Here is a 21511-nt window from a genome sequence, read left to right on the forward strand (position 1 = left end):
GGTCGAGTAGCCGCTGAGGAACGAAGCGGCGTATCGAGACCCCCGCAGTCGCGCTCGCTACTCGACCAACGAGGGTCGGCCGACCGGTGCGCCTTCGGCCACGGAGGCGGCCAGGGTGAGGTTGACCACCAGGGCGGTGCTCGCGGGGTCCGGCGCGACCTCGCCGCGGACCACCCGGTCGAGCCACTCCTCGCGCAGCAGCCCCGTGGCGCGCACGGGGTCGAGCAGCTCCGGGCGGTAGCGCCAGTACGACGTCACCCGGCTCGCGAGGGTGTCCCCGCCCGCGGGGGCACGACGCCCCCCGGCCAGCCGCTGCCCGGCCTTGCGGACCGCGACCGCCCCCGTCGTACGGGCCCGGGCGGGCACCGCGGTCCAGCCCGGCTCCGCGTAGCGGCGGGGCGGGGGCCGGCCGTCGAGGGGCAGGTCGGCCAGCTCGGGGTCGAGGGCCACCGACAGCCGGCCGAGGAAGCGCGAGGAGCGCTTGGCGGCCGGGGAGAGCGCGGACACGGCGGCGACGAACCGGTCGTCGAGCATCGGGTTCGCGACCGCGCGCCGCTGACACACGGCCGTCTCGGTGGCGCCGGCCCAGCGCTGCATCCGCTCGTCGAGGTAGAGCCGGTCGGTGGCGGCGAACCACGGCTCGCCATCGGCGGCCAGGACCCGGTGCACCTCGTCGAGCGCGAACTCGGCCGCCCAGGCGGCGAAACCCGGCGCCAGGACGTCCGGCGCCACCGCCTCGTTGGCGTACATCCGCCACCGGGCCAGCCGGTGCGCCCGCCGGGCCGTGACGGGCGACGTCGTCCCGAGGCCGAGGTAGTAGAAGCCGCGGGCGACCTCGCCGCCGAGCCCGGACAGCCGGGGGCCGGGCTCGGCCCGGGTCTCGGCCACGTCGAGCGCCGCGCGGGCGACCGGGTCCGCCGCCAGCTCGAGCGCGTCGGCGGCCGCGACCGTGAGCGCCCAGGCGGTCGCCGGGTCGAGGTCGTCCAGGCCGGCGAGGTCGAGGACCTCGTGCCGCATCCCCCCGCGGCGGGCCAGGTCGGCGGCGATGGCGACGTCGGGGCTGCCCGGCACCCCCAGGGTCAGCACCCGCAGCCCGCGCCGGCGTGCCGGGTCGATCGCCGAGAGCAGCAGCCGGGAGTCCTGGCCGCCGGTGAGCTGCAGGACCGGGTCGGGGTGGTCGTCGAGGTACGCCGCGAGGTAGCCGCGCAGCAGGTCGCGGCAGGCGGTGACGGTGGCCGCGACGTCGGACGCCGAGCCCGCTGCCGGTCGAGCGGGGCGGACGTCGCGGAGGTCCAGCCGGCCGCCGTGCAGGCGCAGCAGGCTCCCGGCCGGCACCTGCTCGACGCCGGCGAAGAGGGTGCGCCGGCCGAGCTGCCAGCCGAGCCGGCTCTGGATCGCGACCGCCTCGAGGTCGAGGCCCGTCGGCGCCAGCGCGGCGAGCACCCGGGCGGAGCTGGACAGCGCCGCCCAGCCGGGTCCCCGGCGCAGGTAGAGCTGCCGCAGGCCGAGCGGGTCCACCGCGGCGACCACCGCCCCGTCGTCGTCGCGGGTGACCGCGGCGAAGGGCGGCAGCACCTCGGCGAGCAGCGGGAGGTCCGGTCCGCAGAGGGCCCGGCGTACCGCCGCGGGCGTGAGGGGCCGGTCGTGCCGGCGGGCCTCGGCGGTGAGGACCAGGGCCGGCTCCGGCCCCCGCTCGGGCCCCCAGGTCGCCAGGGCCACGCCGGCGGCCGCCGACCGGCCGGCGGGGACGCCGAGCACCCCGAGGCCGCGGTCGAGGAGGCCGTCGGCCTCCCGCCCGACGGCGGAGACCGCGACGAAGCCGGGCGCGGACGCGTCGCTCACGCCCCGCCGGTCCGGTCGTGCACGTACGCGCTGAGGCTGCCGAGGGTGGCGAACAGCTCGCCCGTGACGTCGGCGTCGTCGACGACGATGTCGAACTCCTCCTCGAGGGCGACGGCCAGCTCGAGGACGGCGAGCGAGTCCAGCTCGGGCAGCTCCCCGAGCAGCGGCGTCGTCGGGTCGAGCAGGTGCGCGCGGTCCTCGAGGCCGAGGACACGAACCAGGACGGCCCGCACCTGCGGGAACGGGTCGGGACGGGTGGCGGACTGGGACACGGTGACTCCTGATCTCCTGCGGGACGGGTGGGCGCTCAGACCAGGACCTCGGCGGGCGCCGGGTGGCCGAGGAACTGCTGGGGGCTGGCCGTGCGCCCGTAGGCACCGGCCTGGAAGAGCACGACCAGGTCGCCGACGTCGGCGACCGGCAGCTCGACCTCGTGGCCGAGGACGTCGAGCGGGGTGCACAGGCAGCCGACGACGTCGACGGTCTCCACCTCGCCGCCGCCGAGACGGGTGCCGACGGCGATCGGGTAGTTGCGCCGGATCACCTGGCCGAGGTTGCCGGTCGCGGCGAGCTGGTGGTGCAGCCCGCCGTCGACGACCAGGTAGGTCCGCCCGCGCGAGACCTTGCGGTCGACGACCCGGGTGACGTAGACCCCGGACTCGCCGACGAGGAAGCGACCGAGCTCGAGGACGACGTGGGCGTCGGGCTGCCGGGGCCGGACCCGCTCCTCGACCAGCCGGGCCAGCGTCCCGCCGACCTCCGCCGGGTCGAGCGGCCGGTCGCGCTCGGCGTACGGGATGCCGAGGCCGCCGCCCAGGTTCAGGTAGCGCAGCGGGGCCGGGAGCCGCTCGGCCAGCGCCAGCAGCAGGTCGACGGTGTGCTCCTGGGCCTGGCGGAGCAGGTCGGGGTGCAGGTTCTGCGAGCCGGCGAAGAGGTGGAAGCCCTCGACCGCGAGGTCCAGGTCGGCCAGCAGCACCAGCAGGTGCGGGACCTCCTCGGCGTCCACCCCGAACTGCTGGGGACCGCCGCCCATCCGCATCCCCGAGCCCTGCACGGCGAAGTCGGGGTTCACCCGTACGGCGACCCGCGGGCGGATGCCGAGGCCCTCGCCCACCCGCACCACCCGGACCGCCTCGCGGGCCGACTCGAGCTCGATCAGCACGCCGGCGGCGACAGCGACGGACAGCTCGGCGTCGGTCTTGCCCGGGCCGGCGAAGCTGACCCGGTCGGGCGACTTCCCGGTGTCCAGGGCGACCGCCAGCTCGCCGGCCGAGGCCACGTCCAACCAGTCGACCAGACCCGCCAGATGCCCGACCAGGGCCGGCATCGGGTTGGCCTTGACGGCGTACCCGAGCTCGACGGCGTCGCCGAGCCCGGCCCGCAGGGCGCCGACCGCGCGGGTGACCCCGGCCCGGTCGTAGGCGAAGAACGGGGTCGACCCGACCCGGGCGGCCAGCCGGCCCAGGGGCACGCCACCGACCAGGAGCTCCTCTCCGGCGTTCCCGAAGCGGTCGAGGTGCCGGTCGGTCGCAGCGCTCACCGAGCGGTCCACGGTGCTCACGAGACGTCCTCGCGGATCCGCACCCGGTCGAGCTTGCCGTTGGGCGAGCGCGGCAGCCGGGCCCGGACCCGGACCTCGCTCGGCACCATGAACAGCGGCAGCCGGCGACGGAGCACGGCGAGCAGGGCGCCGGGGTCGGCGAGGTCGGTGTGCTCCTCTGACCGCGGGCTGACCACCAGGACGATCCGCTGGCCCAGCCGCTCGTCGGGCACGCCGAGCGCGACGGCGTCGCCGACCAGCCCGCTGTCGTGGGCGGCCTCCTCCACCTCGGTCGGGCTGACCCGGTAGCCGGAGGTCTTGATCATGTCGTCGCGCCGGCCGACGAAGTAGAGGAAGCCCTCGGCGTCGGTGCGCACGGTGTCGCCCGACCAGACCGCCAGCTCGGGGGTGCGCCAGCCGGCGACCGTGCCGGGCAGCGGCCGGAACCGCTCCGCGCTGCGCTCCGGGTCGTTCCAGTAGCCGAGCGCGACGAAGGGCCCGCGGTGCACCAGCTCGCCCTCCTCCCCCGGCGCGGCCGGGGTCCCGTCCGGGCGCAGGACGAGGATCTCGGCGCCCGGGACCGCCTTGCCGATCGAGTCCGGCCGCCGGTCCACCTCGGCCGGGTCCAGGTACGTCGACCGGAACGCCTCGGTCAGGCCGTACATCAGGAAGGGCCGGGCCTGCGGGAAGAGCACCCGGAGCCGGTCCAGCGTGGCCCGGGGCAGCCGTCCTCCGGTGGTGGCCAGGTAGCGCAGCCGCACCCCGTCGGCCGGCCACGCCGCCTCGGCCAGCTGGGCCCAGAGCGGGGGCACGCAGGTCAGCCCGGTCACCCCGTGCTCGACGCAGAGCCGGACGACGTCGGCCGGTGCCAGGTAGTTGACCAGCACGACGTGGGCGCCGACCGCGAAGGTCGTCGTCAGCTGGCTCAGGCCCGCGTCGAAGCTCAGCGGCAGCGCCGCGAGCACGACGTCCTCGGGGCGGTGCTCCAGGTAGCCGGCCACGCTCTCGGCGCCGGCCAGCAGGTTGCGGTGGGTCAGCACGACGCCCTTGGGCCGGCCGGTGCTGCCCGAGGTGTAGAGGATCGCGGCCAGGTCTCCCTCAACCCCGCGATACGACGGGCCGCCCCGGTCCGACCCGGCGGCCAGCGCGTCGGCCCACGGCACCAGCCGCGAGCCGTCCTGGTCGCGACCGCTGCCCGCGGGCGCGTCGACCAGCACGACGACCTCCGGCGCCGGGCCGGGGCACGGCTCGGCGTGCAGCGCCTGCCACCGCTGCCGGGTGGTCACCAGCAGCCGGACCTCGCAGTCGGCGAGCACGTGCCCCACCTGGGCCGGCTTGAGGACCGGGTTGACCGGCACGAACACCCCGCCCGCGGCCGAGGTGGCGAAGATCGTCTCGACGGTCTCGAGGCGCTTGTCGAGCAGGATCCCCACCCGGTCGCTGCGGGCGAGGCCGAGGCCGCGCAGTCCGGCCGCGAGCGCGTGCACGCGGGCCGCGAGCTCGCCGTACGGGACGGTCGCGGCGCGGTCGGTCAGCGCCGGCCGGTCGGGATGCAGCCGGGCCTGCTCGTCGAGCAGGTCGTGGAGGTGGACGCGCATCGAGGGACTCCTCGGGACGGGGATGGACGGCGCCGTCACCACGGCACCAGGACGAGCTCGCTGTAGAGGTCGTCGACGGCCTCGACCGGGACGTCGCCGCGGACGAGCTTCGGGCGGGGCTGGCGGAGGAGCACCGAGCCGGGAGGTCGACCACCGGTCACCCGCAGCTCCGCGAGGGTGAACGGCAGCCCGCGGGCGAGCAGGTGGCGGGCCAGGTCGGGCCGGCAGCGCCGCAGCAGCGCCGGGTCCGACACGTGCAGCAGGGACGCGAACAGCCGCAGCCCCCGGCGCCGGGACGGCCGGTAGACGACGTAGCAGCGCGCCCCGGACGGCTCCTCGAGCAGCACGTGGTGGACGGCGCGGGCGTGCCGGTGGTCGCGGAGGACCACGCGGTCCGTCCCGGTCAGGCGCCGCTCGATCTCCGCCGGGTCGTCGTACAGCCGGGCCCGGCGGGGGCCCGGCAGGTTGGGCACCAGGGCCGTCGTGGTGTCGAGGTGGCGGAACCCCAGCCGCTCGTCGATGGCCACCACCGACCCGCTGGGCGAGAGATCGGTGAAGACGTGCCCGCGCTGACCGAGCGCGGCCAGCAGCAGCCGCAGGCCGCGGTCGCGGTAGGGCTCCAGGACGCACCAGGCGCCGAGGTTGCAGAACCGGACCTCGCGGCCCTCGACCTCGCGGTCCGCGTAGAAGGCGAGCTGCACGCCGACCAGCCGGTCCTCCGCCCGCAGCAGGAAGCCGTGGTTGGGGGCGTCGACCGGCCAGGTGGGCACGGCGGCGGCCGCCCAGGCGGCGGCGCTGAGGCGCGGGTCGAGGTGGTCGTGCAGGAACGCCCCCACCTCCGGCAGGTCGGACCGGTGGACGGGCGACACCCGGACGGGGGCACCGGTGACGAGCCCGGTCGGAGGGAGGTCGGCCATGACAGGGACGCTAGGGAGGCGGCGGCGCCGTACCGTCGGGTCGCGGTGCGCGTACCCAATCCTGGGGAGCGACCGACGCGAGCACCGCGGCCCCGGGGTCGCGCGCCCACGCTCGCACCATGAGCGAGACCGCGCCGTCCTCCCCGCCCGCCCGCGCCAGCGTGGTGGTGGCCGCCCACGACGAGGAGCAGGTCATCGAGCGGACGCTCCGCGCCCTGCTGGCCGGCGCCGACCCCGGCGAGCTGGAGGTGGTGGTCGTGGCGAACGGCTGCACCGACCGGACCGCCGAGCGGGCCCGCCGGATCGCCGGCGTGACGGTGCTGGAGTCGGAGCGGCCGAGCAAGACCGAGGCGCTGCGGCGCGGGGACCGGGTCGCCACCGCGTTCCCCCGGATCTACCTGGACGCCGACATCCCCACCTCCGTGACGGCCGTACGCCGGCTCTGCGCCGCCCTCGACGGACCGGGTGCCCCGCTGGTGGCCGTGCCGTCGCGCCGGGTCGACGTGACCGGCCGGCCGTGGCCGGTCCGGGCCTACACCGCCGTGCACCGCCGGCTCCCCGTCGTCGAGAAGGGGCTCTTCGGACGCGGGATGATCGCGCTCTCCGAGGCCGGTCGGGGCCGGTTCACCGACTTCCCCGACGTGGTGGCCGACGACCTCTTCCTGGACTCGCTGTTCACCGACGCCGAGCGGGTCCGGCTGCCGGACGTCGCGACCACCGTCGAGGCGCCGCTGCGGACCGGCGACCTGGTCCGGCGGCTGGCCCGGGTCCGCCGCGGGAACGCCGAGCTGCGCCGACGCCCGACCACCCCCGGCGCCGTCGTACGGCGGAGCGAGCGCAGCGCCTGGCTCCGCGACGTCGTCCTGCCCCGGCCCTGGCTGGCCCCGGCCGCGACCGTGTACGTCGCCCTCACCGGCTGGGCCGCCCTGCAGGCCCGCCGGGTGCCGCCGGCCGGCGCCGCCGCCTGGGGCCGCGACGCGTCGACCCGCACCGGGCTGGCCCGGTGACCACCCACGTCAACCTCTGCTTCCACGGGATCGGCCGGCCGGGGCCCGAGCGCGAGCCGGGCGAATCGTCGTACTGGATCGGGACGGACCTGTTCCACCGGGTGCTGGACCTGGTGGCCGACGACCCGCGGGTGCGGCTGAGCTTCGACGACGGCAACGCCTCGGACGTCGAGGTCGCGCTCCCCGCCCTCGTCGAGCGCGGGCTGCACGCGACCTTCTTCGTGCTCGCCGGCCGGCTCGACGACCCCCGGAGCCTGGACGCCGACGGGGTACGGCTGCTGCAGGCGCACGGCATGACCGTCGGCACGCACGGCATGGACCACCGACCCTGGCGCGGGATGGACCCCGCCACCGCGACCCGCGAGCTCGACCGGGCCCGCACCGACCTCGCGGCCGTGACCGGCCGACCGGTGGAGCACGCGGCGCTCCCGCTCGGGCGCTACGACCGGGTGCTGCTGAGCCGGCTGCGCGCCCGGGGCTACGCCGGCGTGCACACCAGCGACCGGGCCTGGGCCCGCGAGGGGGCCTGGCTGCAGCCTCGCTTCAGCCTGCGGGCGACCGACACCCTCGAGGATCTGCGGCACGACGTCCTCCGGCCGCCCGCGCTGCCGCGCCGGCTCCGTCGCGAGCTGGTCGGCGGGCTCAAGCGGCTGCGCTGAGGGGCCGGCCGGGGTCGACGTCGCGCCGGGGTAGTCCGTCACACAGGGGTTGCTAAGAGCGCTCTTAGCAACCCCTGTGTGACGGATTACCCCACCACCTCAGCGCAGCCAGTCCGGCCCGGCCGGCTTCCGCAGCCGGGTCGGGTCGACGAGGGCCCGGAGCGCGGCCCGGGAGGTCGGTCGACCCAGGCCGGCACGGCCGCCCTCGCGCAGCACCAGGGCCAGCCAGAACGGCACCGCGGCGAGCATCCCGTGGCGCCGGCGGAACAGCCGCAGGCGGTTGACGACCAGCAGCGGCCACAGCCGCACCGAGCCCGCGGAGCCGCCCTGGAGGTGGACGGCGCCGGCGGCCGGCACGTAGCGGGTGCTCAGGCCGGCGTCGCCGGCGCGCAGGTCGAAGTCGGTCTCCTCGGAGTAGAGGAAGAAGGACTCGTCCCAGGGGCCCACCCGCGCCCAGCAGTCGGCCGAGACCAGCTGCACGGACCCCTCGGCCCAGTCGGTGTCGCAGGCGGCGGCGTACGCCGACTCGTCGGTGACCACCTCCCCCAGCCGGCCGATCCGGCCGGCCCGCGCGGCTCCGAGGCCGGCGTCGGCGAGGGCGCGCAGCAGCGTCGGCTCGCGGCGCTGCGAGTCGATCCGGGCGCCGGTCCCGTCCCGCAGGCGCGGCACCGCGATCCCGACCCCCGGCTCGCGGAGCGCGGCCAGCAGGATGGACACGCTGCCGGGGTCGAGGCGGACGTCGGGGTTGAGCACCAGCACCGCCGCGTGCGGGCCGCCGGTGGCGACGGCGGCGTTGATGCCGGCGGCGTACCCGCCGTTGCGGCCGGTCGCCAGCACCCGGGCGTCGGGGGCGAGCCGACGGGCCACGGCGACGCTGTCGTCCCTGGAGGCGTTGTCGACCACGACCGTCTGCCAGGTGGCGCCGGCCATCGCGGCCGGCAGGCTCGCCAGCAGCCCCGGCAGCACGTCCGCGCTGTCGTGGGTCACGACGGCGACCAGCACGTCCACACCGCTCATCGCACGGCCTCCGGTCGCGCCGAGGGTACGGCGAGCACCTCCCGCGGCCGTTGCTCGACCGCGAGCTGGGCGGCCGCCCCGGCCAGGCCGACCAGCAGGAACGAGAGCCCCGCGGCCATCGGGAAGCCCCAGGCGTCGAAGGTGACCATGCCGACCGCACCGCCGAGGATCGACGCGGACAGCACCAGGCCGAGGTGCCGCGAGCGGGCGGTGCGGGCCCGGCGGCGCGCGCGGCGGGCGTTGGCGAAGCCCGTGACGATCAGCAGCAGGACCGCCGCCAACCCGACGGCCCCGAGCTCGACCAGGATCATCAGGTACTGGTCGTCGAGGATCCGGTAGTGCCGCGGCACGAACGTGAACAGCCCGCGGCCCAGCCACGGGTGCTCGCCGTACAGTGCGAAGACCACGCCGTAGTCGTCGGTGCGCCCGCTGACGCTGGGGTCGTTCCCGACGTTCTTGAACAGCGACACGATGGTCCCGACCAGGCCGGGGATCGCCAGTCGCAGGCCGACCACCGCGAACGGCGCGAGCATCAGCGCCCGCAGCCGCCACCGGGCCGGCCAGCCGAGCAGCAGCACCACCAGGGTCACCGCGAGCACGAGCACGGCCGACCGCGAGACCGACAGGGTCGAGCCGACGAAGACGAGCACCACCGGCAGGGACGCCCCGCGGTGGCCCCACCGGTGGATGCTGTGGTGGAGGGCCAGCGGGAACAGGCACGCGAGCACCACCCCGAACTCGATCGGGTGCACCGCGGTGCCCGAGACCCGGTTGAGCGCCGAGCGCGACAGCACCGCTCCGAAGTCGGAGTTGGCGCTCAGCCCGGGGATCTGGATGTAGCGGGCGATGTCGACTCCCGCGACGAACTGCAACAGCCCCACGCCGGCCAGCAGCGTGCCGAGCCAGGCCAGCCAGCTCACCACCAGCTCCAGGTCGCGCCAGGAGCGCAGGCCCTCGGCGGCGACCAGCACGACGGCCATCCAGCCGGCGAACGACAGCAGCCCGCGGTCGGCCGCCTTGATCATGGTGGCGGTCGTGTCGGCGACGGTCGGCGGGACCAGGGTCCACAGCTCGTCGGTGGCCTGCCGGATGTCGGGCGGCGCGTACCAGCCGGAGGCGGTCCCGTTGGCGTACGCCGCCAGCACCGCCGCGGTGAGGAGCCCGACCGCCACCCGGGTCGCCGTGAGGCCGCAGACCGGGTTCAGGCCGCCGACCGTCGCGCAGACCCAGCACAGCAGCCCGCCGAGCGCCCACAGGTTCGCGGGCGTCCCGGGGGCGCCGAGCGGCTGCAGGATCAGCTGCGAGGGCACCCCGATCAGCAGCACGGCGTACACCACGAGGAAGAACGCGGCGGCCCGCGGGGCGCCGCGGTGCAGCCCCAGCCCCAGCCGGGCGACCAGCCAGCGCATGCGTCAGCTCGCGATCCGGGGGCGTTGCCGGCGGCCGGCCGGCTGGGCCGGGGCGGGCTCGTCGTCGGCCTCGTCGGCGGCGGCGGCCGCGGCTTCGACCTCGGTACGGCGCTCGCGACGTACCCGGCGCCAGGTGCGGAACCGGTCGGTGCCGAAGACCAGCAGCAGGGTCAGCAGCAGTCCGCAGCCGGCGGCTCCGGCCAGGGCGCGCATCCGGCTGCCCGGCAGCACCTCCGCCTGCTTCGACGTGTTGCTGATCTGGGCGCTGATGACCTGCTGCTTCGGCACCCGGGCCTCGGTCTGGATCCGCGTGAGCTCGGCCGCCACCCGCGCCATCACGGCGTCGCGGGTCGCGAGCGCCACCTGCGGGTCCTTGTCCTTGGCCGTGATCACCAGCAACGGGCCGGCCTCGGGCGCCAGGGCGACGGCGTACGTCGCGTCCAGGCCGTCGGCGGCGAGGGCCCGGTGCACGTCCTTCGTCGCGACCGCGCCCGCGACCAGCGAGCCGGTCGTGGACAGGCCGTTGGGGAGGTTCAGGAACGGGCTGGTCGGCGTCGCCGCACCGGTCGCCTCCGGGGGCAGGAGGAACATCATCTGCCCCGAGGCCTGATAGTCGGGCTCGACGTTCTGGATGACCCAGCCGCAGGCCGCCCCGGTCAGGAGCAGCCCGACCAGGGCCACGAGCCACTGCCGCAGCAGCGCGGCGAACGCGTCAGCGAGATACATAGGACACCTCCTCGACCCGGTCGGTCAGCAGGTCCAGCAGCACCCGCTCGACCTGGACGCCGGCGTGCTCCCAGCCCACGTCGTCGACCGACGCAGCGGCGCGCGCGGCCCGGAGGCGCGCGGCGGGAGCGGCCTGGTCGACCAGCTCGCCGAGGGCTGCCGCCAGGTCGCGCGGCGTGGGCCGGGCGTAGCGGACGTAAGGGTTGGCGAGCACCGCCCGGTGCTGGTCGGCGTCGTTGACCACCGGCACGCAGCCGGCCGCGAGCATCTCCAGCGGGACCAGCGAGACGTTGGTCGCCGACAGCACCAGTCCCGCGACGCAGCGCCGGTAGAGCGCGCCGAGCTCGGTCGGCGACAGCCGCCCGTGCTGGTGGGCGGGGAAGGGCAGGTCGGCCACCACCGCGCCGTAGCAGTGGATCGGCACGGCGGGGTGCAGGCGGGCGAACCGCTCCAGGGCCAGCAGGGCCAGCTCGTGCGCCCGGCGGGGCGTGCCCGGGCGGCAGTAGTACGCCACCCCCTCGCGCTCCCCCGGTGGCTCGTCGGCACGGGCGCGGTAGGTCCCGAGGTCGCAGCCGAGGTCGAAGTGCTCGGCCGCCATCTGGTGGTCGGCGCGCAGCCGCTCGGCCAGCCAGGGGCCGGCGGTGATGCCCTGCATCTTGAAGCCGTACGTCGCCTCCGCGAGCAGCGCGGCGCTCCCCGCCGGGTAGAACATCGGCTCCAGGTCCTGGACCAGGTAGCAGCGCCGACCGCGGGCCGGCGAGGCCAGCACGGCGTACGCCGTCTCCCAGCCGGTCGCCACCACGGCGTGCGCGTCGGCGATCCCGTCGGCGAGGTCGTGGACCTCGGCCCGGACCTCCGGCCAGTGCGCGCGGACGGTCGCCCGGTGCTGGTCGGTCGACCAGCCGTGCCGGTCGCGCAGGTAGAGATCGCAGCGGTGCCCCGCCCGCTCGAGCGCCGCGACGAGGCGGAACATGGTCGTGTGGCCGCCCGAGCCGGGCGCCGGCGGCGTGCAGACCCAGGCCACCCGGAGCGGCTCGCCCGGACGCCACGGCAGCGGCTCCGGGCCGGGGGCCTCGCCGGCGGCGACCGCGGTGGCGCGGTCGATCTCCTCGGCGGTGACGGTCAGGCCAGCCGACCCGGGCGGGACCAGCGCCTCGGCGAGGCGGACCCGCACCCGCTGCCGCAGGCCCGCGACGCCCTCGGTGTCGAGCAGCCGCCGTACCTGCTGCCAGCGCTGGACGGCGCCGGCCTCGGGACGCATCACGACCCGACCTCCTCGAGTGCGGCGCGCAGCGCGGCCGCCACCCGCTCCTGCTGGGCGGCGCTCAGGCCGGGGTACATCGGCAGCGAGAGGATCTCGCCGGCCGCCCGCTCCGCCCGGGGGAAGCTCCCCGGCCCGAGGCCGAGGCGGGCGAAGGCCGGCAGCAGGTGCACGGGGGTCGGGTAGTGCAGCCCGGTCGCGACGCCGGCCTCGGCCATCAGCTCACGGACCCGGTCGCGGTGCGGCACCCGGACGACGTACAGGTGCCAGACGTGCTCGTTGCCGGGCACGACCCGGGGCAGGGTGACCCGGTCCAGGTCGCCCAGCAGGTCGGCGTACCGGGCGGCGGCCGTGGCGCGCTGGGCGTTCCACTCCTTCAGGTGCGTCAGCTTCGTCGACAGCACGGCGGCCTGCAGCGAGTCCAGGCGCGAGTTGGTGCCGACGACGTCGTGCCGGTAGCGCTCGGTGCCGCCGTGGTTGCCGAGCATCCGCACCCGGGTCGCGAGGTGGTCGTGGTCGGTCGTGACCGCGCCGGCGTCGCCGAACGCGCCCAGGTTCTTGCCCGGGTAGAAGCTGGTGCCGGCCACGTCGCCCAGGGAGCCCGCGGCCCGGCCGTGCCGGGTGGCGCCCTGGGCCTGGGCGGCGTCCTCGACCAGCACCACCTCGGGGCCGAGCACGCGGCGCAGCCGCTCGAAGGGGGCCGGCTGGCCGTAGAGGTCGACCCCGACGACCGCCCGGGTACGACGCCCCGCGCGACCCGCGACCTGGTCGACGTCGACCAGCAGGTCGTCGTCGCAGTCGACGAGGACCAGCTCGGCGCCGGCCAGGACCACCGCCTCGGCGGTCGCGACGAAGGTGTTGGCGGGGACCAGCACCTCGTCGCCCGGACCGACGCCGGCGGCGCGGAGGGCGAGCTCGAGGGCGTCGGTGCCGTTGCCGACGCCGACGCAGTGGTCGGTGCCGCAGAAGCCGGCGTACTCCTCCTCGAAGCGGGACACCGCCGGGCCGAGCACGAAGGCGCCGGACCGGCAGACCTCCTCGAGGGCGGTGCGCGCCTCGGGCCAGACGGCGTCGAACTGGGGCTGCAGGTCGACGAGCGGGACGGGATGGTCGTTCATGGCTCTCCTCACGGGGACGGACGGGTGAACGGGTGGTCTCAGAGGCCGGTGCGGGCCCAGCGCAGGTAGGCGACCTCGTCGCGCAGCCGGTGGCGGGCCGCGCGCACGGTCGCCCCCGGCCGGGCGGCCCGGCCGCGGCGGCGCGCGAGGGCGTCCCACCGGGCGGCCATGAGCGGGGTACGGCGCAGCGGCGCGGTCTCGAGCGCGTACGCCCGCAGGTCGGCCAGCAGCGCGTCGTCGTCCCGGCCCCGGTCGACGGCGCGGGCGGCGTGCCGGAACGCCTCGTCGGCGAGGGTGTCGCGCCAGGTGTCCTCCAGCTCGGCACGGTCGGGGAACCGGTCCCCGACGGAGGCCAGCAGCTCCCGGAAGACCCGGCGGCGCTCGACCAGGTCGACCATCAGCCCGGCGCCGACGGTGACGCTCATGCTGGCGTCGTGGTCGCGGTGCAGCGCCTGGTCGACGTCGTCGATGCGGCCCACCTGACCCAGTGCCGCGACCCGGAGGCAGAACTCCATGTCCTGGGCGAAGCGCAGCGCCTCGTTGAGCGGGCCGGCCTGCTCGACGACGGCGGAGCGGAACACCACCTCGGGGGTGGTCAGGCAGTTGACGCCGCGGCGGCACCGCTCCCGGACCCAGTCGCGCCCGTCCCAGACCGTCCACGCCGGCCGGCCCACCCGGGCCCGGGGCGGGGTCGCGGACGTGAAGTGGCGCGGGTGACCGTAGACCAGGCTGACGTCGGGGTGCTCCTCGACGAGCGCGGCGGCCCGGCTCAGGGCGCCGGGGGCGAGGAGGTCGTCGGCGTCCAGCCGGACGAGCAGCTCGCCCCGGGCCTCGGCGAGGCCGCGGTTGAAGGTGGCGACGTGGCCGAGGTTGCGCGGGTTGCGCAGGACCCGGACCCGCGGGTCGGCCGCCAGGGCCTCGCTCACCTGCGGCGTCGCGTCCGTGGAGGCGTCGTCCACGACGACGACGTCCACGGCGCAGCCCGGCTGGTCGAGCGCGCTGGCCACCGCGGCGGGCAGGAAGCGCGCGTAGTTGTAGCTGGGGATCACGACGGTCGCGGTCGGCGATCCGCTCGGTGCCGACCGGGTCGGCCGGCCCCGCTCGACCAGCGGGCGCACCGTCGGGCGGTCGAGCAGCAGGGCCGCGCGGTCGAGCCGCGGGCGGCGCCAGTCGGCCTCGGCCACCCAGTCGTGGAGCCGGTCGCCGACGACGGTCGGGTTGAGCGTGGGGATCACAGCAGCACTCCTTGCGAGGCGGTCGGCACCGGGACGACGGGCGTGACCGGTGGCGTGGCGGAGGGACGGTGCCGGCGCAGCCAGGGCCACGCCAGCAGGAGGTAGACCGCGCCGCCGACCAGGCCGGCGCCCAGGACGTCGGTGCCGGGACCCGTGCCGGCAGCACCGGCAAGGGCCGCGACCGCGAGGGCGGGCAGGACGAGCAGGACCGGCGGCCACAGCGCGGCCGCGACCGGGCGCAGGTCCGCGCCCGCGCGGGCCACCGCCACGAGGTAGCAGGGGGCGACGACCGCGAGCCCGACCACGACGTGCGCCCAGCCGACGCCGACCAGGCCGCCGACCTGCAGGCCGATCACGACCGCCGGCACCAGCGCGACGAACCACACCACCTGGACGACGAGCGTGGTGCCCGCCCGCCCGCGGGCGAGCAGGTAGGTCGCGAACAGGTCGAAGAGGACCCGCAGCGCCCCGAAGAGCGCGAGCGGGACCAGGACGACGGACGAGCGGGCCCAGGACCCGCCGTACACGAGGACGACGAGGGGGGTGGCGAGCAGGGCGAGGAACGCCCCGGTCGGGACGGCGAGCGCCCAGGAGAGCCGGACGCCGGTCGCCAGGGTCGGGTCCGGGCCGCCGGCGCTGCGGTCGGCCCGGGCGAAGGCGGGCAGCGCGACCGAGCGGACCACCTGCCCGAGGACCGACATCGGCCAGGTCGAGATGTTGAAGGCCAGCACGTAGAGACCCAGCTCGACCCCGCCGAGCCCGCGGGCGACGACGACGGTGTCGATGCTCAGCAGCGCCCACGAGAGCAGGTTCGCGAGCGCGACGGGCAGCCCGAAGCCGACGGCGGAGCGGCCCAGCCGGCGGTCCAGCCCGAACCGGGGCCGCACCTGCGCGAGCCGGAACTGCAGCAGCAGCGCGAGGCCCTGGCCGAGCACCCGGCCGATCGCGATCGAGACGATCCCGACGTCGGCGAGCACCAGCGCGACCGTCACCGTCGTGCTGACGACCAGGTCGGTCAGGGCGACCGCGAGGAGCCGGCGCTGCTGGAAGCTGCGGACCAGCCGCGCGTAGGGGACGACGCCGAGGCCGCCGAGGGCCAGGGTCAGGGCCAGGACCCGGACGGCGGGGGTGCTCGCGCTGCTGCCCATCGCGGTCGCGAGCGGGCCGGCCAGCAGCGCCATCAGCGCGGCGAGGACCAGCCCGGAGACCAGGCCGAGCGTGGCCACGGTCGGGGCCCGGCGCTCGGGGTCCTCGGACCGGACCAGGTCGGCGCTGAGCCCCAGGTCGGCCAGGGTCATCAGGACGGTCTGCACGGTGAGCGCGACGGCGTACGCCCCGAACTCCTCCGGGGAGAGCAGCCGCGCCAGCACGATCCCGACGCTGAGGGACCCGGCCCGCAGCACCAGGTTGCTGAGCGCGCTCCAGCCCAGGCCGCGGCGGACGGCGCCGGCGAGCCCGTGCTCGGTCGCGAGGTCGGTGGTCACGGGGCCACCCCCGGCTCCCAGGTCGACTCGTGCACCCCGAAGCGCAGCCGGGCCGCGGAGCGGCCCGAGCCGTTGCTCCACCACACCTCGTCGACGCTGGTGCTGGCCGCGACCACCTGGGTCAGGGCGACGCACGCCCGGCCCCGGCGGCTCGGGGCGACGACCACCACCCGGGTGGGCTGGGTCCGCGCGAGCAGGCCGGCGAGCTCGGTCTCCAGCGTCCCGGTGCGCCACAGCAGGGTGCGCAGCCGCGAGCGCCAGCGCAGCCGCAGGCGCCGGTAGCGCGGGCGGAGCGCGGGGACCGGCCCCGCGGGACCGCGGTGGATCCGGAACGGGCGGCCCTCCCCCGGGTCGACGGGGACGAGCGAGGCGCGGCGGCGCGGGTCCGCGGGGTACGCCGCGGCGAGCCGCGCGGCCCGGTCGGGCCGGTGCGCGGCCGTCTCGGCGCGGACCAGCAGCGCCAGCATGCCCGGGTCGGGCGCGCCGCCGATCGAGGTCGACATCTCCACCCCGCGGGCCGCGACGTCGGCCGCCGAGGCGGCCCGGCCGACCGCGAGCCGGCAGCGGGCCAGCTCGGCGAGCGGCTCGATCGCCGGGTGCAGGTTGGCCGCGCGCAGGGCCCGAACCTCGGCCTCGGCGACCCGGCCGCCGCGGCGCAGCTCGCCGGCCTCGGCGAGCAGGATCCGGTCGCGCCCGTCGGCCGCGAGCGTGGGCGCCTGCGTGCCCACCTCCAGCGGCAGGAACGGGCCGCGGTGCCCGATCCGCGCCCCCGGGTGCTGCCGGCGCAGGTCGTGCCACTGGCGGACCTGGTCGCGCTGCGCCGCGGTGTGCCGCTCCAGGACCAGCGTGCGACCGGCGGCGGCCAGGCGGGCGAGCTCGTCGGGCTCCCCGAGCAGGTCGCGGGTACGTCGTACCGCCTCGCGGGGCTCGGCCAGGACGCAGTTGACCCCGTCGCGGAAGCCGGCCGCCGCCAGCGCCGCGGACGGCTCGGCCACCAGCAGCGCCCCGGCCGCCGGCACCTCCAGGTGCTTGCGCACCAGGTCCCGCGCGATGCTCCCGCAGGCCGGCACCACCTGGGAGGACTCCAGCTCGGCGACGTAGGCCGCGCCCGAGACCATCCGCGCGTCGGCGGCGCGGTCGAACCACCCCGCGTGCGGCGTACGACGGGTCGCGATCCCGGCCTGCTCGAGCTCGCGGGCGACCGCCACCCGCCACGGGTAGTGGGCCGCGTGGCTCCCGGTCATCAGCACCGGAACCGGCCGGCCGGCCGGCGGGAGCGGGTCGTCGCCGCTCGGCACCACGAAGTTCGCCCAGACCACGAGCCGCTCGGCCAGCGCGGGCGTGTAGGCGGCCATCGAGACCGAGGTCGTGAGGACCTGCTCGACCTCCCAGTGGTCGAAGTCAGCGATCGCCCGCGCCCGGGTCGGGCAGTAGGCGTCGGCGTGCAGGAAGCCGAGGCGCGGCACCTCGGGGCGGGCGGTCAGGCCGGTGATCGTGCGCGGGACCGTGTAGACCCCGGACTCCAGGAGAGCGAGCGCCGGCTCGTGGCGGTCCACGAGCGCGGCGTAGTCCGCGTCCCCCTCGACCACCACGACCCGGAACCACTGCTCCAGGCAGCGGCGCTGGTCGGCGAGGTGCCCGCGGACGAACGCCGGCAGGTGGGCGGTGCCGGTGCGCAGGTGCAGCAGGGTCGGCCGCTCGCTCATCGCCGGGCTCCGGCGGTCGCGCGCACGGGCCGGGCCGGCACGCCGACCCAGGTCTCCCCGGCCGGCACGTCCTCCAGCACGACCGCGCCCATGCCCACGGTGGCCCCGGGGCCGACCGTCCGGCCGGGGTGCACGCTGGCGTTCATGCCGACGTACGCCGCGGAGCCCACGTGCACGCCGCCGCCGAGGCTGACGCCGGCGCAGAGCGTCGCGTAGTCGTCGACCACGTCGTCGTGGGTGAGGGTGACCTGGGGCATCAGGACCACGTGCGCGCCCACCTGCACGTCGCTGGTCAGGCTCACGTGGGCGAGCACGACGCTCCCGGGACCGACCGTGCAGCTCGCCGGCACCGGTACGCCGGGGTGCAGGAGCCGCGCGTAGCGGTCGGCCGTGACGCCGAGCCGGGCCAGCCGCCCGACCAGCGTGCGCCGGGTGCTGCCCCGGCCCGCGCAGACCACGACCTCGCTGGTGGTCAGGTCGGCGAGCTGGTCGATGCCGCCGATGACCATCGCACCGGTCGGGTCCCCGAGCCGTCGGCCGGCCAGGTCCCGGCCCCACCGGCGCGGGTCGTCGTCCACGGCCACGACGCAGTCGTGACGACCGGCCGCGTCGACGACCGTGAGCGCCTCGCGGGCCAGCCCGCCGGCCGCGACGAGGACCAGGCTCCTCATCGCCCCGCCCCCACCAGCACCTCGAGCACGCGCTGCTGCTCGGAGTCGGTCATCCGGTGGAAGAGCGGCAGGACCAGGGTGTGGTCGGTGAGCCGCTCGGTGACCGGGAGCGGCACCCGACCGGTGTCCCGGCCGGCGTACGCCGGGTGCCGGTGGGCGGCCATGATCCCGCGCCGCGCGGAGATGTCGGCGCGGGCCAGGTCCTCCAGCACCTCGTCGCGGCTGCGCGGGTGGTCGGGTCCGACCTCGACCCAGAACGACTGGTAGCTGGTGGTCCCCCAGGCCGGGTCCGCGACCGGCCGCAGCCCGTCGACCCCGGCGAGGACCTTCTGGTAGCCCGCCGCGAGCACCCGGCGCCGGGCCACCATCTCCGGCAGCCGCCCGAGCTGGACCAGGCCGACCGCGGCCTGGAGGTCGGTCATCCGGTAGTTGAACCCGACCTCGTCGTACACCTCGGGCGGGGCGAGCACGCTGCGGTGCCGCTCGGCGGCCGAGACGCTCATCGCGTGCTCGCGCAGCCGCCTCGCCCGCGCGGCCCACTCCGGGTCGGACGTCGTGAGCATGCCGCCCTCGCCGGTGGTGAGCACCTTGCGCGGGTGGAACGACCAGGCGGTCAGGACGGCGCCCGCCCCCACCGGGCGGCCGCGGTACGTCGACCCCGCGCCGCAGGCCGCGTCCTCGACCACGACGATCCCGCGCGGGTCGCACAGCTCCCGGACCGACCCGAGGTCGACCGGCACCCCCGCCTGGTCGACCGCGACGACCGCCCGGGTGGCCGGGGTCAGCGCCTCGGCGACCGTGGCCGCCGTGACGTTCCCGGTGAGCGAGTCGACGTCGCAGAACACGGGGCGCGCACCGGCGTGCACGACCGCGTTGGCGGTCGCGACGAACGAGAAGGACGGGACGACGACGTCGTCGCCCGGCCCGATGCCGGCCACCACGAGGGCCAGGTGCAGCGCGGTGGTGCAGCTGGACAGCGCGACGGCGTGGTCGGCCTGCTGGGCCTCCGCGAAGCGCTGCTCGAACTCGGCGACGCGGGGCCCCTGGGCCACCCAGCCCGACTCGATGACGGCGACGACGGCCGCGGCCTCCTCGGCCCCCAGCCAGGGCTCCATCACGTGCAGGCGGCCGGCCTCCCCGGTCACGACGCGACCCAGTTGCGGTCGTCGATGCGCTGCAGCATCTCGCGCGGCGTCCGGTCCTGGGCGGCGAACCAGTCGACCAGGTCGGCCAGGCCGGTGCGCAGGTCGACCCGCGGGCGCCAGTCGCAGAGCGTCCGCATCAGCGCGTCGTCCACGAGCAGCCGTCGTACGTCGCCGGGGCGGGCCTCGAGGTGCTCGGCCACCGGGCCGTCGTGCCCGACGAGGCCGTGGACGAGGTCCGCCAGCTCGTTGACCGTGACCTCCGAGCCGGAGCCGAGGTTGACCGTCCGTCCCACCACGTCGGGTGACTCGGCCAGGGCCACCAGGCCGGCCGCGGTGTCGCTGACATGGGTGAAGTCCCGCGACTGCTCGCCGTCGCCGAAGACCAGCGCCGGCAGGTCGCAGAGCGCCCGCACGATGGTGCGCGGGATGACCTCGCCGCTGTCGCCCTCGAAGTGGCTGCGCGGGCCGTAGGTGTTGAACGGCCGGGCCACCACGACGGGCATCCCGTAGGTCCGGAAGTGGGCCCGCGCGTAGGCCTCGCCGGCGAGCTTGCCGGCGCCGTACACGGTCTCCGGGCAGGTCGGGTGGCCCTCGTCCATCGGCGCGTACTGGGCGGTGCCGTAGACCTCGCTGGAGCTGACGTGGACGAACCGGCCGACCCCCTCGTGCAGCGCCGCCTGCAGCATCGTCAGGCTGCCGGACGCGTTGACCCGGTGGTTCTCGACCGGGTCGTGCAGGCTGTGCCGGACCCCGAGGCAGGCCAGGTGCAGGACGACCTCGGCGCCGGCCACGGCCGCGGCCGCGTCGGCCGGGTCGGCGACGTCGCCGACCCACAGGTCCAGCCGCGGGTCGTCGGCCAGGTGGGCGAGGTTCTCGCGGCTGCCGGTGGCCAGCGAGTCGAGGACGACCACCCGGGCGACCCCGGCGTCCTGCAGCAGGGTCGTGACCAGGTGGCTGCCGATGAAGCCGGCGCCGCCGGTGACCAGGACGCGGGCTCCGCGCAGGGTGCTCATCGGACGATCTCCAGCGGCCGGTCGAGGATCGCGACGTCGACCAGGGCACCCCGGGCCCGCAGGCTGGTGGCCGCGGCCTCGAGGACCGACAGCACCCGCAGCCCCGCCTCGCCGTCGGTGGCCGGCGCCCGCTCCTCGCGGATGCTGGCGGCGAACTCGTGGACCATCGCGCCCAGCGCCTCGCGCTCGGGCAGGGCCGGGGACCAGGTGTCGCCGAGCCGGTAGGACACCGACGCCGTACGACGGTCCGCGCTGTCCACCGACTGCTGGACCAGGTCCACGCCGCGGTCGTAGACGCTGATCCGCTGCTGCGGGTTCAGGTCGTCCCAGACCAGGGTCCGCTCGCTGCCCCCGATCACCATCTGGCGGATCTTGGTGGGGCTGAGCCAGTTGACGTGGACGTGCGCCATCGCCCCGCCCGGCAGCGGCAGGCTGAGGTAGCCCACGCAGGGCCGACCGGCCCCCACCGGGTCGGCCCCCTGGGCGGCCACGCCGAGCGGCCGCAGGCCCCCGGGCAGCACGTGGTCGAGCACCGACAGGTCGTGCGGGGCCAGGTCCCAGAAGACGTCCACGTCGGGCTGGACCAGGCCCAGGTTGATCCGCACCGAGTCGACGTACAGGATCTCGCCGAGGGCGCCGTCGGCGACCAGCTCGCGGATCTTCTCGACCGCCGGGGTGTAGCAGTAGGTGTGGTCGGCCATCAGCACCAGGCCCTGGCTGCGGGCCAGCTCGACCATCGCCCGGCCGGCCTCGACGCCGTCGGCCAGCGGCTTCTCGACGAGCACGTGCTTGCCGGCGCGCAGCGCCTCGACGGCGATCGGGTGGTGGGTGCGGGCCGGGGTGGCGACCGCGACCGCGTCGACGTCGTCGCGGGCGAGCACGTCGGCGAGCGAGTCGGTGACCTGGACGTCGTGCTGGCCGGCGACCTCGCGGGCCCGCTCCGGGTCGAGGTCGCAGACGGCGAGCAGCTCCCAGTCGGGCGAGCGGACCAGGTTGCGGACCAGGTTGGGACCCCAGTAGCCGGCCCCCACGACCGCGATGCCGAGCGGTGGTCCGCCGTCGGTCCCGCCGGTGGCGGAGGGCGTGGACGGGTACGACGAAGCGGGCATCGGACGGGCTCCTGACGGGTGGTGGCCGGACAGTCCCATCGAAGGTCGCCCGGC

At 76.6% G+C, this 21511-nt stretch carries 19 protein-coding genes; 2 read left to right on the plus strand and 17 right to left on the minus strand.

Translation table 11 applies throughout. The features are described 5' to 3' along the window. Window positions 1-57: 57 nt before the first annotated feature. Genes BLT76_RS16490 through BLT76_RS16510 form a run of 5 tightly spaced genes read right to left on the minus strand, consistent with a single transcriptional unit; the run spans window position 58 to window position 5897 of the window. A complete protein-coding gene (locus BLT76_RS16490; protein ID WP_090858549.1) occupies window positions 58-1842 on the minus strand; it encodes an asparagine synthetase B family protein in 1785 nt (594 codons plus the stop codon). Beyond that, window positions 1839-2114, minus strand: coding sequence for an acyl carrier protein (locus BLT76_RS16495; RefSeq protein ID WP_090858552.1), 276 nt, complete (start codon window positions 2112-2114; stop codon window positions 1839-1841). Before BLT76_RS16495 ends, BLT76_RS16490 begins: the two co-directional genes overlap by 4 nt. Window positions 2115-2149: 35 nt before the next feature. Next, window positions 2150-3403 carry a pyridoxal-dependent decarboxylase, exosortase A system-associated gene (locus tag BLT76_RS16500; protein WP_244509442.1) on the minus strand — a complete coding sequence of 418 codons (1254 nt, stop codon included), beginning with the start codon at window positions 3401-3403 and terminating at the stop codon, window positions 2150-2152. Beyond that, window positions 3400-4980 (minus strand): acyl-CoA ligase (AMP-forming), exosortase A system-associated, encoded by a 1581-nt coding sequence (locus tag BLT76_RS16505; RefSeq protein WP_090858556.1) that lies wholly within the window; start codon window positions 4978-4980, stop codon window positions 3400-3402. The genes BLT76_RS16500 and BLT76_RS16505 overlap by 4 nt, the downstream gene beginning before the upstream one ends. Window positions 4981-5015: 35 nt before the next feature. Then, complete coding sequence (locus BLT76_RS16510; RefSeq protein WP_211753016.1) at window positions 5016-5897, minus strand: hypothetical protein; 882 nt, start codon at window positions 5895-5897, stop codon at window positions 5016-5018. Between the two features lie 119 nt (window positions 5898-6016). Here BLT76_RS16510 and BLT76_RS16515 point away from each other — a divergent pair, with 119 nt between their 5' ends. Next, window positions 6017-6904, plus strand: a complete 888-nt coding sequence (locus tag BLT76_RS16515; RefSeq protein WP_090858559.1) for a glycosyltransferase — start codon at window positions 6017-6019, stop codon at window positions 6902-6904. Beyond that, entirely contained in the window at window positions 6901-7563 is a 663-nt protein-coding gene (locus BLT76_RS16520) for a polysaccharide deacetylase family protein (RefSeq protein ID WP_090858562.1), read from the plus strand. The genes BLT76_RS16515 and BLT76_RS16520 overlap by 4 nt, the downstream gene beginning before the upstream one ends. A 99-nt stretch (window positions 7564-7662) precedes the next feature. On the opposite strand, the gene BLT76_RS16525 is transcribed toward BLT76_RS16520, so the two are convergent. Genes BLT76_RS16525 through BLT76_RS16580 form a run of 12 tightly spaced genes read right to left on the minus strand, consistent with a single transcriptional unit; the run spans window position 7663 to window position 21457 of the window. After that, entirely contained in the window at window positions 7663-8580 is a 918-nt protein-coding gene (locus BLT76_RS16525) for a glycosyltransferase (RefSeq protein WP_090858565.1), read from the minus strand. Next, window positions 8577-9989, minus strand: a complete 1413-nt coding sequence (locus tag BLT76_RS16530) for an O-antigen ligase family protein (RefSeq protein ID WP_090858568.1) — start codon at window positions 9987-9989, stop codon at window positions 8577-8579. Before BLT76_RS16530 ends, BLT76_RS16525 begins: the two co-directional genes overlap by 4 nt. Window positions 9990-9992: 3 nt before the next feature. After that, window positions 9993-10715, minus strand: coding sequence for a YveK family protein (locus BLT76_RS16535; RefSeq protein WP_090858571.1), 723 nt, complete (start codon window positions 10713-10715; stop codon window positions 9993-9995). Beyond that, on the minus strand, window positions 10702-11976 hold the full coding sequence (locus tag BLT76_RS16540) for a rhamnosyltransferase WsaF family glycosyltransferase (RefSeq protein ID WP_090858576.1): 1275 nt from the start codon (window positions 11974-11976) through the stop codon (window positions 10702-10704). Before BLT76_RS16540 ends, BLT76_RS16535 begins: the two co-directional genes overlap by 14 nt. Then, window positions 11976-13094: a DegT/DnrJ/EryC1/StrS family aminotransferase gene (locus tag BLT76_RS16545; protein WP_090858579.1), complete on the minus strand. Its 1119-nt coding sequence runs from the start codon at window positions 13092-13094 to the stop codon at window positions 11976-11978. Before BLT76_RS16545 ends, BLT76_RS16540 begins: the two co-directional genes overlap by 1 nt. 38 nt (window positions 13095-13132) lie before the next feature. Next, window positions 13133-14329 (minus strand): glycosyltransferase family 2 protein, encoded by a 1197-nt coding sequence (locus tag BLT76_RS16550; protein ID WP_170867101.1) that lies wholly within the window; start codon window positions 14327-14329, stop codon window positions 13133-13135. After that, window positions 14326-15813, minus strand: a complete 1488-nt coding sequence (locus tag BLT76_RS16555) for an oligosaccharide flippase family protein (protein WP_170867102.1) — start codon at window positions 15811-15813, stop codon at window positions 14326-14328. Before BLT76_RS16555 ends, BLT76_RS16550 begins: the two co-directional genes overlap by 4 nt. Continuing rightward, complete coding sequence (locus BLT76_RS16560) at window positions 15810-17519, minus strand: glycosyltransferase family protein (protein ID WP_090858584.1); 1710 nt, start codon at window positions 17517-17519, stop codon at window positions 15810-15812. The genes BLT76_RS16555 and BLT76_RS16560 overlap by 4 nt, the downstream gene beginning before the upstream one ends. Then, a complete protein-coding gene (locus tag BLT76_RS16565) occupies window positions 17516-18190 on the minus strand; it encodes an LbetaH domain-containing protein (RefSeq protein ID WP_090858587.1) in 675 nt (224 codons plus the stop codon). The genes BLT76_RS16560 and BLT76_RS16565 overlap by 4 nt, the downstream gene beginning before the upstream one ends. Beyond that, on the minus strand, window positions 18187-19335 hold the full coding sequence (locus BLT76_RS16570) for a DegT/DnrJ/EryC1/StrS family aminotransferase (protein WP_244509443.1): 1149 nt from the start codon (window positions 19333-19335) through the stop codon (window positions 18187-18189). Before BLT76_RS16570 ends, BLT76_RS16565 begins: the two co-directional genes overlap by 4 nt. Beyond that, window positions 19332-20348, minus strand: coding sequence for a dTDP-glucose 4,6-dehydratase (locus BLT76_RS16575; RefSeq protein WP_090858590.1), 1017 nt, complete (start codon window positions 20346-20348; stop codon window positions 19332-19334). The genes BLT76_RS16570 and BLT76_RS16575 overlap by 4 nt, the downstream gene beginning before the upstream one ends. Then, window positions 20345-21457, minus strand: a complete 1113-nt coding sequence (locus tag BLT76_RS16580) for a Gfo/Idh/MocA family protein (protein WP_090858592.1) — start codon at window positions 21455-21457, stop codon at window positions 20345-20347. The genes BLT76_RS16575 and BLT76_RS16580 overlap by 4 nt, the downstream gene beginning before the upstream one ends. Window positions 21458-21511: the final 54 nt, after the last annotated feature.

It is taken from the genome of Nocardioides lianchengensis, from assembly GCF_900101465.1.
GTDB lineage: Bacteria > Actinomycetota > Actinomycetes > Propionibacteriales > Nocardioidaceae > Nocardioides > Nocardioides lianchengensis.

Excerpts from the sequence above, each read along its gene's own strand:
- BLT76_RS16575 (WP_090858590.1), bottom strand. The coding sequence starts at position 20,348 with ATGAGCACCCTGCGCGGAGCCCGCGTCCTGGTCACCGGCGGCGCCGGC.
- BLT76_RS16535 (WP_090858571.1), bottom strand. The coding sequence starts at position 10,715 with ATGTATCTCGCTGACGCGTTCGCCGCGCTGCTGCGGCAGTGGCTCGTG.
- BLT76_RS16525 (WP_090858565.1), bottom strand. The coding sequence starts at position 8,580 with ATGAGCGGTGTGGACGTGCTGGTCGCCGTCGTGACCCACGACAGCGCG.
- BLT76_RS16530 (WP_090858568.1), bottom strand. The coding sequence starts at position 9,989 with ATGCGCTGGCTGGTCGCCCGGCTGGGGCTGGGGCTGCACCGCGGCGCC.
- BLT76_RS16560 (WP_090858584.1), bottom strand. The coding sequence starts at position 17,519 with ATGAGCGAGCGGCCGACCCTGCTGCACCTGCGCACCGGCACCGCCCAC.
- BLT76_RS16565 (WP_090858587.1), bottom strand. The coding sequence starts at position 18,190 with ATGAGGAGCCTGGTCCTCGTCGCGGCCGGCGGGCTGGCCCGCGAGGCG.
- BLT76_RS16545 (WP_090858579.1), bottom strand. The coding sequence starts at position 13,094 with ATGAACGACCATCCCGTCCCGCTCGTCGACCTGCAGCCCCAGTTCGAC.
- BLT76_RS16510 (WP_211753016.1), bottom strand. The coding sequence starts at position 5,897 with ATGGCCGACCTCCCTCCGACCGGGCTCGTCACCGGTGCCCCCGTCCGG.
- BLT76_RS16540 (WP_090858576.1), bottom strand. The coding sequence starts at position 11,976 with ATGCGTCCCGAGGCCGGCGCCGTCCAGCGCTGGCAGCAGGTACGGCGG.
- BLT76_RS16515 (WP_090858559.1), top strand. The coding sequence starts at position 6,017 with ATGAGCGAGACCGCGCCGTCCTCCCCGCCCGCCCGCGCCAGCGTGGTG.
- BLT76_RS16505 (WP_090858556.1), bottom strand. The coding sequence starts at position 4,980 with ATGCGCGTCCACCTCCACGACCTGCTCGACGAGCAGGCCCGGCTGCAT.
- BLT76_RS16580 (WP_090858592.1), bottom strand. The coding sequence starts at position 21,457 with ATGCCCGCTTCGTCGTACCCGTCCACGCCCTCCGCCACCGGCGGGACC.